This is a genomic window from Marseilla massiliensis, from assembly GCF_023336985.1.
Classification (GTDB): Bacteria; Bacteroidota; Bacteroidia; order Bacteroidales; family Bacteroidaceae; genus Prevotella; species Prevotella intestinigallinarum.
Genome location: NZ_JAMBLP010000003.1, coordinates 292,386 through 304,465 on the forward strand (window position 1 = coordinate 292,386; position 12,080 = coordinate 304,465).

General features: G+C 42.7%; 11 protein-coding genes. All 11 read left to right on the forward strand.

All coding sequences use genetic code 11. From position 1 onward, the window contains the following. The first annotated feature begins 27 nt into the window (after positions 1–27). The 11 genes from M3089_RS04040 to M3089_RS04090 are packed head-to-tail and all read left to right on the forward strand — an operon-like array spanning position 28 to position 12,070. Complete coding sequence (locus tag M3089_RS04040; protein WP_249081865.1) at positions 28–2,586, forward strand: TraG family conjugative transposon ATPase; 2,559 nt, start codon at positions 28–30, stop codon at positions 2,584–2,586. A 9-nt stretch (positions 2,587–2,595) separates the two neighbouring features. Continuing rightward, complete coding sequence (locus tag M3089_RS04045) at positions 2,596–5,154, forward strand: hypothetical protein (RefSeq protein ID WP_249081867.1); 2,559 nt, start codon at positions 2,596–2,598, stop codon at positions 5,152–5,154. Beyond that, positions 5,129–5,872: a hypothetical protein gene (locus tag M3089_RS04050; RefSeq protein ID WP_249081868.1), complete on the forward strand. Its 744-nt coding sequence runs from the start codon at positions 5,129–5,131 to the stop codon at positions 5,870–5,872. The genes M3089_RS04045 and M3089_RS04050 overlap by 26 nt, the downstream gene beginning before the upstream one ends. A 24-nt stretch (positions 5,873–5,896) precedes the next feature. Continuing rightward, a complete protein-coding gene (locus tag M3089_RS04055; protein WP_062695345.1) occupies positions 5,897–6,628 on the forward strand; it encodes a DUF5045 domain-containing protein in 732 nt (243 codons plus the stop codon). A gap of 33 nt (positions 6,629–6,661) precedes the next feature. Next, the gene (locus M3089_RS04060) at positions 6,662–7,792 is read left to right on the forward strand and encodes a membrane protein (RefSeq protein WP_009275709.1); all 1,131 of its coding nucleotides are present in this window, start codon (positions 6,662–6,664) and stop codon (positions 7,790–7,792) included. A gap of 23 nt (positions 7,793–7,815) precedes the next feature. Beyond that, positions 7,816–8,430 carry a conjugative transposon protein TraK gene (gene traK, locus M3089_RS04065; protein WP_008781805.1) on the forward strand — a complete coding sequence of 205 codons (615 nt, stop codon included), beginning with the start codon at positions 7,816–7,818 and terminating at the stop codon, positions 8,428–8,430. A 1-nt stretch (position 8,431) separates the two neighbouring features. Beyond that, positions 8,432–8,851, forward strand: coding sequence for a hypothetical protein (locus M3089_RS04070; RefSeq protein ID WP_009275707.1), 420 nt, complete (start codon positions 8,432–8,434; stop codon positions 8,849–8,851). Beyond that, positions 8,829–10,022, forward strand: coding sequence for a conjugative transposon protein TraM (traM, locus tag M3089_RS04075; protein WP_018667730.1), 1,194 nt, complete (start codon positions 8,829–8,831; stop codon positions 10,020–10,022). The genes M3089_RS04070 and traM overlap by 23 nt, the downstream gene beginning before the upstream one ends. A gap of 18 nt (positions 10,023–10,040) precedes the next feature. Continuing rightward, a complete protein-coding gene (gene traN, locus M3089_RS04080) occupies positions 10,041–10,898 on the forward strand; it encodes a conjugative transposon protein TraN (protein WP_009275705.1) in 858 nt (285 codons plus the stop codon). Between the two features lie 3 nt (positions 10,899–10,901). After that, positions 10,902–11,417, forward strand: a complete 516-nt coding sequence (locus tag M3089_RS04085) for a hypothetical protein (RefSeq protein ID WP_009275704.1) — start codon at positions 10,902–10,904, stop codon at positions 11,415–11,417. Positions 11,418–11,422: 5 nt separating this feature from the next. Further along, positions 11,423–12,070: a DUF1566 domain-containing protein gene (locus M3089_RS04090; RefSeq protein ID WP_149944515.1), complete on the forward strand. Its 648-nt coding sequence runs from the start codon at positions 11,423–11,425 to the stop codon at positions 12,068–12,070. Positions 12,071–12,080 lie beyond the last annotated feature (10 nt).

A 12,080-nucleotide genomic window follows, 5' to 3' on the forward strand; every position in this document is an offset into this window, starting at 1 on the left:
GTAATCGAATAATAAATTCAAAGAACAATGATTCTATACGTCATCTTAACATTTGTGGCAATCCTTATTGGTATGGCTATCTCAGTCATGGCTTTCGGTACTGGAGGGAAACGCAAGAAAATCTTCCAGAATATCTACTTCTCTTTGGAAGAGGTCAACGGTATCGGGGTGCTTTACACCAAGACCGGTGAATACTCGGCCATTCTGAAGATGGAAAACCCGGTACAGAAATATTCGGCAGACATTGACAGTTACTACGAGTTCAATCATCTCTTCACTGCCCTTGCACAGACTTTAGGTGATGGATATGCCATCCACAAACAAGATGTATTCATCCGCAAGAAGTTTCATGACGATAGTAATGATAATCATGAATTTCTGTCGGAATCATATTTCAACTATTTCACAGGTCGTACCTATACCGACTGTCAGAGCTACATGATTATTACTCAGGAAAACAAGAAGAGCAATCTTTTTTCATTTGACAGCAAGAAATGGCGTGATTTCATGGTAAAGATACGCAAGGTCAAAGACCAGTTGAGAGACTCCGGTGTGGATGCCCAATTTCTTGATGGCAATAAAGCCCGTGATTACGTAGACCGCTATTTCTCAATGAACTTCACGGACAAAAATTTGTCGATGAACAATTTCAAGGTAGATGACGAAGCTATTACCATGGGTGATAGAAGATGCAAGATATATAGTCTCGTGGATGTGGACTGCATCAACATCCCCTCTCTGGTACGTCCGTTTACAAACATTGAGGTGAACAATGTTTCCATGCCAGTAGACATGGTATCATTGTTAGACAGCATACCGTCAGCTGAGATGGTCGTGTATAACCAGATGCTCTTCATTCCCAACCAGAAAAAAGAGCTTTCTCTGCTTGAAAAGAAAAAAAACCGCCATGCAAGTATGCCCAATCCAAGCAACCAGATTGCCGTGGAGGACATTAAAAATGTACAGGATGTTATCGCAAGAGAAAACAAACAGTTGGTATATACCCATTTCAATCTTATCGTTGGAGTACCCATCGATACGGATATTCAGCGATGTACCAATCATCTGGAGAATCTCTTCAGCAAGTTGGGAATCCACATCAGCAAGCAATCGTACAATCAGTTGGAGCTTTTTGTCAATTCATTCCCCGGCAATTGCTATTCTACCAATCCCGAATACGACCGCTTCCTGACCCTTAGTGATGCAGCAACTTGCCTTATGTACAAGGAAAGGATTCAGCATAGCGAAGAAACACCGCTGAAAATATACTACACCGACAGACAGGGAGTGCCTGTTGCCATAGACATCAGTGGTAAGGAAGGTAAGAACAAGATTACAGATAACTCCAACTTCTTCTGTCTTGGTCCTTCGGGCAGTGGCAAAAGTTTCCACATGAACAGCGTGGTACGTCAGATGTGGGAGCAGAACACTGATGTTGTAATGGTTGATACAGGTAATTCATACGAGGGACTTTGCGAGTATGTAGGTGGCAAGTATATCAGCTATACCGAGGAGCATCCTATCGCGATGAACCCTTTTGCTATCAAACATGAAGAGCTGAACATCGAGAAAATCGGTTTCTTGAAGAATCTGATTATGCTTATCTGGAAAGGCACCCAGGGAGTAGTTACCAAGACGGAAGACCGGCTTATTGAGCAAGTCATCAAAGAATACTTTGACGAGTATTTTGTGAACCGTCGTATTGAGAATCTCTCGTTTAACACCTTCTATGAATACAGTATTGTCCGCATTCCACAAATCATTGAAGAAAATAAACTTTCCGGCATTGACTTGGCAGCCTACAACTATCTATTGAAGGACTTCTACAAGGGTGGAAGCCATGAGGTGACGCTGAATGAGAACCTGGACACCAAACTGTTTGATGAGACCTTCATCGTGTTTGAAATCGACTCCATTAAGGATGACCCTCTTCTATTCCCTCTTGTTACGCTTATCATCATGGATGTATTCATCCAGAAGATGAGAATCAAGAAGAACCGTAAGGTACTGGTTATCGAAGAGGCATGGAAGGCTATCGCCTCTCCCATGATGGCCGAATATATCAAGTATCTCTACAAGACTGCCCGAAAGTTCTGGGCTTCTGTCGGTGTTGTAACGCAGGAAATACAGGATATTGTAGGAAGTCCTATTGTCAAGGAAGCTATCATCAATAACTCAGACGTGGTAATGCTGCTCGACCAGAGCAAATTCCGTGAGCGATTTGATGAGATTAAAGCCACGCTCGGTTTGACGGACGTTGATTGTAAGAAGATTTTCACTATCAACCGTCTGGAGAATAAGGAAGGACGAAGTTTCTTCCGTGAGGTCTTTATCCGACGTGGAAGTGTCGGGGCCGTATTTGGAGTTGAAGAGCCACGTGAATGCTACATGACTTACACTACAGAGCGAGCTGAAAAGGAAGCCTTGAAACTCTATAAAAGAGAGTTGAAGTGTGACCATCAGCATGCCATAGAAGCCTATTGCCGGGATTGGAGTCTTTCAGGAATAACCAAGTCTTTGGCCTTTGCACAAAAGGTGAACCAGGCTCAACATGTTCTTAATCTCAAAACAAAAACAGAAATGTAAGATTTGAAAATGAAACGCTATCTGATAATACAACTTCTATTTCTCTGTGCTATAGTGCCTGCTATGGCACAGTATTACAGTGTAAATTATGATACTCGCACTGTAGCGGAAATGTCGGCGGCTTTCGGTACAGAAGCTGCTACTGAGGCGTATTATGCTCAACAGATAGCCAAGATCAGGGAACATTATCAGGCAGCGGAAGTGGCTGCTGCAGGAATCTTCAGTTCCAAGTTCCTCGATCGCAGAGCTCTCACAAATCTGGGACTTTGGACCAGTGCAACAGAGAACTACTATTACCGCCGTATATACAACATGGTGTCTGCCAAAATTATGCCCAAAATATGGACTGTTGCCGGCATGATGCTTAAAAGTCCTCATAACGCCCTCTATTGGGGTAGCTATCTCTATAAGATCTGTGATGAGGTAAAGACTTTGTGTTATCAGTTTGAGTCTATTGTTACCAATAGTACTTTGTCATTCAAGGACATCGTATTTCTTGAAATCAACCAGGAACTTGCAGCAATTCTGAAATTGTCAGAACTGGGCAATGTGGATTGGAATGTTCTGCTTGAAAGCTTCTCAAATATCGGGACAAACTTCACAAAGGAAAACCTGAAGCAAGACATAGATAACCTCTATGCGATGGGCGTTAGCCTTGCTTCAGCTGGAGCCGGCAATGCTGTAAGTTCCATTCTTGGGAACAGTTCCTTTAACGGTACCATCATGGAGAAGACAAGCAGTGTCATTGAGATAGCCGAGAATGTGTACGACTTATACGGCAATCTTTCCAAGAATGCCGGAAATACCTTATTACAGTTTATCGGTGGTGAGGAAGGCATCGCCAATCTCTTCTCTTTGTCGAATTACAACACAACGGCATGGATTACAGACTATGCCAATGAAGCATTCGGCCAGTACTACACACAAAGGTGGTATATCTACCGTGTAGATGCTGGCACCATTAAACTTTGCGACTATTATCCTCCCGAAGACAATAACTCAATTATCAATGGTGATCACTGGTACAGAATCAGCACTACAGATGAAAACTTTTATCCATCATCTACCCAACGAGAAGCTGCACTGCAGAACTCCGAGAATCATGCAGGATACAGCCGTTCACAGATAGCCAATCTGAACAAAGCCAATGATGGTTATACCTACAGCATCTCATACTACATGCTCGCATATAAGATTACTTCTTCAAAAAAAGGATTATATGCAAAAGCATACGCTTACGAGATTTATGCTACCAAAAGCTGGAATCGTAAGGAAGTAGCCTATGAAGACATATTTGATTCATACACTATGGACCTGAATACCTTTAAGGCCGGGATGAACGCACGTCTGTCTGAACTTAACGATAATGAAGAAGGCTATACCTATTATCTGGGAAGTGACCCAAAGAAATACTACCAGACTACCAATGCCCAGAAAATTTCAGGATGTGAGACAGCAACCATCAGCGTAACCTGTCATGGTGGCGCCAAATTAGGAGAAGGTTCAACACAATACAAATGTTCTGATTGTGGAAGCAGTGTAAACAACCATACCAAGCAATGTTCTATGGCAACAAGTGTTTCCGAAGGAAGTATCAATATATCTGAAATAGACTCCAAAATAACGGAGTTGAAACGAAATATTGTCTCAGTACAATCAGAAATAACAGCACTGGAGGCAGAAAACGCAGAGCTCCTGAAAAAAATCCAGACAGCAAGCGTTGAGGATGCTGCAATATACAGACAGTCCTACAATGAGAACAAGGACAGAATATCAAGCCTAAAAGCTGAGATGAGCTCGTATGAGACAGAACTGTCACAGTATGAACAGGCAAAGCAGGAAGCTATCGACGGTGAGAATGCTGCCACGGATGACTACTACCGCATACCGGCTATCATGCAGGATTGTAAAACAGCCTATAATCTGTCGTGGAACGGTTCAGGTGCATGGGAAGGCAATACATTCGTTCGTACAGCCTCCATGCCCAACATCAACGGTACCATAACCTTTAAGGCAACCACATCCATAGCCCGGAAACCAAAGTATTTCCTTTGGATTAAGATACACCGTGCTATCGTACAAATTTCATGGACGCTTACTACTGAGTACAGTGACACACAGGTTGTTGAAGTTATCAATCTCGATCCGTCCAAATCGGATGCGGAAAAAGCCAACGAGGTCAATTCAAAATTATCAGAAGTGGCCAGAGAATTTCCGGATTGCACTCCTTCTGTGGAATATGCCAAAAGCAGTCCTATAGAAACAGATGATACCGGTGATACCTATCATCTGCTCTGGTCAAGTGACAGACTTGAAATAGCCCGTCAGATTGACACGAGACTAACCAATATCTATGCCGACCTTGTGTCATTGGAAAAGATGATGCACTACAAACATTCCATCATAGATATGCTGAAAAGCGTAGTCCCGTATATCAACGATGACAGTGGCAGAAGATTGACACTCATTGAACAATGTAGAAAACGATGGTTGCGTCAGGCAGCCTCCAGTGCCCACTCAGATACATATAATGGTAAATACGATGAAGATGAAAGCGACCAGGAATAAAATATTGCCGATTATTGTTTGCCTTTTGGTATTGTTCCCGTTCACTGCCAAGGCTCAATATGGTTTTGATGTAGCTTCCATAGAAGCCTATATCAACGACCATAAACAACAACAAAGTCTGCTGCTTGTTCGATCCACACTGGAAGCGAGCAACAAACTTCTGCATGAGTACAGCAGTGATGCCAATATCGGCTTCAGGGACATCAATAAGGAACTTGACAGATACACACGTGCGTTTGACGTTATTGACATTCTGTATCAGTCTCTTAGAACTAGTCTCAATATCTACAACACCTACGAAAACATCAGTGACCGTGTGGGTGATTATAAAAACATGCTTGAAGACTTCAGAAAGAAGTGTCTGGACAGAGGAAACATTGTAAGTACAGATACCTTGATAATCACAGTCAATGCCGGGGCCTTGGCAAAGATTGCCGAAGAAGGAGACAATCTGTATCGTTCGGTCAGTGATTTAATCCTGTATGCTACCGGTGCGGCAGCCTGTTCTACAGCGGATCTCTATCTCATTCTGATGAACATAAACAACTCACTTGACAATATCAGGACGCATCTGAACAGGGCATACTTTGAGACCTGGAGATACATTCAGGTACGCATCGGATATTGGAAAAGACAGGTTTATCGTGCAAAGACCAAGGAAGAGATTATTAATGATGCTTTTGGCCGGTGGAAAGTTGCGGGCTATTTAGGCTATTAAATAACAATTTAAAACTCAACAGATATGGTACATTCTATCAGTTATCGGACAACATTATGTTTATGTGCAATGCTGCTTTGTTTCAAAGCAGCTGCCCAGTCTTATGTGACATACAACCACGATGCTACAAAGATGAATCAGATTACAGTTCAGGAAATAGGTGTTGGCGGACTAACCCCTGCTTTCTACTACACCCTCTTTCATAACAGCTACCAGAAATCGGCAGCAAGTAAAAACAAGCTGAGCTTTAGGACACTGGCTGGTGTAGAATCATACCAACAGGTAGATTTAGCTGACAGCATTCAAGCGTCACTGACTCAGCGGGCAGAAATTGAAGCTCTCAATATTGCCGATAGACAGATTGATATTGCCTGGCTTGCAGAAGGCAGCAAAGTGAATAACAAGCTATCAGACTTTGAAAAGAATATCAACCGCATCATCAGTTCTGGAGGTACGGTAAATGATAAAACGCGATGGAACGAATACTACAATATGTTCAGGACAGCCATTAAAGAAACCCAGGACGCTTATATGCCAAACGCCCAAAGGAAAAGACAATACCTTGCGATATATGCTGATATAGAGCATCAGAATGAAATTCTCATAGCGTATCTGATTCAGTTAAGCAACAGGAACAAGACAGCTTCCTTGTTGGCCGCCCGCTTGAACAGACGAACTGATGTTGCTTCTCATGCAACCGAAGCATTTAGCCGTTGGCGAGAAGCCGGGCAACTAAATTCAGAAGGGCACAATTAACAGAGAATTATAACATAAAAGGAAACTAAAATCATGGCAGATTCAAATATACTCTCAGATTTCGGTATCAATATTCTTGAAGAAGAGATTGATGACGTGATTTTCCAGACAAACGAGTTCCTTACAGATGCCACATTCACAGGTTCACAAGGACCATTCTGGTGGATTCTCCAAATGTGCATGGCTCTCGCTGCTCTGTTCTCTATTGTAGTGGCAGGAAATATAGCCTATAAGATGATGGTGAAGCACGAGCCTCTGGACGTTATGAAACTGTTCCGGCCATTAGCTATATCCGTTATTCTATGCTGGTGGTATCCACCTGCAGATACGGGTATAACTAACAGCGGAAGCAGTTGGTGCTTCCTTGACTTTCTTTCTTACATTCCTAACTGTATCGGTTCATATACTCATGACCTTTATCAGGCAGAATCCTTACAGATAGAAGATAAATTTGAGGAAGTCCAGGAACTCATTTATGTCAGGGACACTCTCTATACATCCTTGCAAGCTCAGGCTGACGTAGCACATTCAGGAACGTCCGATCCGAATCTTATTGAGTCCACGATGGAACAGACCGGTGTTGAAGAAGTGACCAACATGGAAAAGGACGCATCCAGACTATGGTTTACTTCACTCACAGCTGGTGCAGTGGTCGGACTAGATAAAATCATTATGCTCATCGCTCTGATAGTTTATCGCATCGGTTGGTGGGCAACCATCTACTGCCAGCAAATCCTGTTGGGGATGTTGACCATCTTCGGACCGATACAGTGGGCATTCAGTCTTCTGCCCAAATGGGAAGGTGCCTGGGCAAAGTGGCTCATACGTTATCTGACTGTACACTTCTACGGAGCTATGCTGTACTTCGTTGGATTCTATGTACTGCTCCTATTTGACATTGTCCTGTGCATACAGGTAGAGAATCTGACTGCCATTACCGAAAGCGAACAGACCATGGCGGCCTATCTGCAGAACTCGTTCTTCTCAGCCGGCTATCTCATGGCCGCAAGTATTGTGGCACTGAAATGTCTCAACCTTGTACCTGATTTGGCCGCATGGATGATACCGGAAGGCGATACAGCATTCTCAACTCGAAACTTCGGTGAAGGAGTCGCACAGCAAGCCAAAGTATCAACCCAAGGCATGATTAGCAAAGTAATGTAAGCAATAAATCAATATGGAATATTATGGTAATTAAGAATCTTGAAAACAAAATCAAACTGGTGCTGATTATATGTTCCCTTTTCCTTGCAGGCTGCATCATCATCTGCATCTCCAGCATTTGGACAGCCAGGACAATGGTCTCGGATGCCCATAAGAAAGTCTATGTTTTGGACGGCAATGTGCCTATTCTTGTTCATCGGAGCACAATGGACGAAACGCTTGACGTAGAAGCTAAGTCTCACATCGAGATGTTCCATCATCTGTTTTTCACTCTGGCTCCAGATGACAAATATATCAAGTACACAATGGATAAAGCGATGTATTTAGTGGACGAGACAGGTCTTGCCCAGTATAATACATTGAAAGAAAAAGGATTCTACTCGAATATTATGGGTACGAGTGCTGTGTTCAGCATATTCTGCGACAGTATAAAATTCGATAAGGAAAAGATGGAGTTCATGTATTATGGCAAACAGCGTATAGAACGACGGACAAGCATTCTTACCAGAGAACTGGTCACTGCAGGTCAGCTCAAACGTGTACCGAGGACTGACAATAACCCTCACGGATTGCTCATCACAAACTGGAGGACACTTATGAATAAGGATATTGAACAAAAGAACAAAATGAACTACTAATATGGGATGGAAAAAATTATTTGTCGGAGAGAAGATGCCAGATAAGAATGATCCGAAATATAAGCAAAGATACGAAAGTGAAGTCAATGCCGGTCGCAAGTTCGCACGTATGATGAAACTTGATGTGCTTGCCGGAATGGTTCAGAACTTTGCCAACAACCACAGGAAACTGTTTCTTGTCATTGTTTTCGGACTTATCATACTCTGTCTATGTCTGAATATCTACAGAATGGCATTTGTGTTTAACAGGCAGCAATCCGTCCAAAGTGCCACAGAAAGGCAGGAGTTGATATGGCGTAAACATTATAACAAGGGCAATGAAACATCCAACCGTGTTCACGAAGTACCTTCTACCGCCTATGACGAATCTAATAATAACAACGTAAACATAAAGAACGATGGACGCACTGAAGAAAATTAACTGGAAGCAGCCAAAGTATATGATTCCAATAATCATCTACTTTCCCCTGTTGTTTGTCGGTTACTTTGTCATAGATCTGTTTCATACGGAGAAGGCAGAGACTCCTAACGGACTCACTACGACTGATTATCTGAACCCAGAATTGCCTGATGCCAACATGAAAGGCGATGGAATTGGCAATAAGTATGACAATATGCTTAAATCATATGGGAAAATAGATGACTATACTGCTTTAGGAAACATTGACCGTAATGAAGAAGACAACAAAGAAGAGTATGATTCAAAATATTCAGAAGAAGAGCTTAAACAATTGGAATCTCAGAAACAGGAAGCCGAGAAACTCGCTGAGATGCAAAGACAACTACAGGAGAGCGCACAGAAAGGTCAGGAAGTCGCACAAGGCGACGGTACTTCTGAAGAAGACCGCTTAGCCCTCAGTAAACAACGTGAGCAAGAAGCCATGGAGGAGCTGAACCGGGCTATTGCCCAAGCCAGATTACAAGGTCTGCAAGCTACAAATTTGCCGACTGATACGGATACACTTACAAAGAGGAATGAAAAGAATCTGGAAGTGTCTGATGAAAAAGAAAATAACGATGAACCCCTGGAAGTGGTCAAGAAAGTCAGAGTAACGTCCGACTATTTCAATACTATCTGTGAGAATGAAAAAGAGCAGAAGTTAATTAAAGCCATCATAGATGAAAACATCAAGGCAGTTGACGGCTCAAGAGTCCGTCTCCGATTAATAGATGATGTGGAAATCAATGAAGTTGTTGTTCCCAAAGGATCATACCTTTATGCAACTATGAGCGGTTTTGGCTCACAGCGTGTTAAAGGCAATGTTACAAGCATCATGGTAGATGGTGAGATTATCAAAGTAAACCTTGCCCTCTATGATACAGACGGATTAGAAGGACTGTATGTTCCAAGCAGCCAGTTCCGTGAAACGACAAAAGACGTGGGTAGCGGTGCGCTAAGCAATACATCTACACTCACCAATACAACCACATCTGGAAACAGTCTGGCATCATGGGGAGCGCAAGCTATTTCCAATGCAGTCCAGAAAAGCAGTAATGCCGTCAGCAAGGCAATCAAAAAAAATAAAGCCAAGCTCAAATATGGCACTTTTGTTTACCTAATTAATTCTCATTCAAACAACAAAGAAAAATAATTTAAGCACGTAGATATTATGAAACTGAAGACTTTTAAAAGAATCGGCGCATTGGCGGTATGTGTTTTGGCACCCCTCCCCTCTATGGCTCAGCAGACGTATCAGGAAATCGAACAGCTCACCGTTAATGAGAATGTGACAACTGTTATCACAGCCACAGAACCAGTACGCTTTGTCGACATCTCCACTGATGCCGTTGTTGGAGACCAGCCCATCAACAATACCATCCGTCTTAAACCTAAAGAAGGAGCTGACATACATGCCGATGGAGATATTCTTGCCATTGTGACGATTGTAACAGAACGCTATCGTACACAATATGCGCTCATCTATACCACACGTATGCAGGAGGCAGTGTCTGACAAACAAATCCAGCCGGAAGAGAAAATTCCATACCACAACCCGGCAGTCTCAATGAGTACAGAAGAGATGACCAGATATGCCAGAACGATATGGAACTCCCCTGCGAGAATACGTAATGTGAGTACCAGACAGCATCGTATGACTATGCGGTTGAATAACATCTACTCAGTTGGTGAATATTTCTTTTTGGATTTCAGCATAGAGAACCGCACCAACATACGGTTTGACATCGATGAGTTGCGCATCAAGCTAAACGACAAGAAAATATCCAAGGCAACCAACGCACAGATGATAGAGCTGACTCCGGTCTTGGCACTCGAAAAGGCCCAAAGTTTCAAGCATGGATACAGAAATGTCATAGTTCTGAAGAAGATGACCTTCCCCAATGACAAAGTCCTAACTATTGAACTTTCTGAGAAACAAATCAGTGGCCGAACCATCAGCCTTGACATCGATTATGAAGATGTGCTGTATGCGGACTCTTTCAACTCATGTCTAATGATGGAGGAATAAGCCATGAAGAAAATCATCTTATCATTGATAATGGTACTCAGTTGTACCATTTCTTCATTTGCACAAAGTCACAGTGACCGTTTATCCTTGGGAGTTGGTGCACTTTATGAACGTGGGCTGGATGCTACCATCGCATGGGAACATGAAACACGTCACCATAACGCTTGGGAGTATTTCATCAACGGCTATATTAAATGGGACGAATGTGCTTCATGTGGTCATATCTGTCCTGATTCATTTTGGAACAACTATCGGACATGGGGAATTGGAGTCGCATACAAACCTTGTTTAGTCAGAGGACGTAACCATTACGGGAATCTGCGCATAGGAGCTTCTGGAGGCAGTGACACAGATAAATTCATTGCCGGTATTCATGCCGGTTACGAGCATAATTTATCACTCCGTCATGGCTGGGGACTGTATATTCAGGCCAAATGCGACCTTATCGTCCCTGACCGTAAGGATTTGTTCCGAACTGGTATAGTAATAGGATTTAAAATACCCACATCAAAAAGATAAAGAAGATGAAGATATTTCACACCATTTGTGCCGCTTTCATGGCGGCAACCATAGCATCATGTGATGCACATCAGGACTTTCCGGATACCTCAATGAAGATTGGAGACATCCTGTGTACCGATGGAAAAGTCGTCAGATATGAAAAAATGAAAGCACAGGAAAAGACACCCATAGCCGTGGTTTTCTATGTCAATCAAAAAGAGGATATTGAAGGTACTGGATATGCAGTCTATCTGAAAGATATAGAGCCTTGCGCCTACTCTGATAGTATTGGAATAAAGCATGATACTTCCGCAGACCTGGCAGCCTTCGATGGGAACAGCAATACCCATGCCATGTATTCTACCTATACTTCGCCTGCAGCCGAAGCTGTTTTTGACATGTGGCAATATGGACAGAGCGCCTACATCCCTTCCGTTGCTCAGTTATACCTGTTGTATGAAGTAAGAAATAAGATTAATGAATATATCCGTAAATGTGGTGGAGATGAGATACAGGACAATCCTGATGAATGCTGGTACTGGACATCAACAGAAGTAAAGGAGCAGGAAACCGATAAAGCATGGTTGTTCTCACTTGCCTCTGGAGCCATTCAGGAAACGCCGAAAACACAAGCACATAAAATCAGACCAATCATCACATTATACAATTGATTAAAGAACC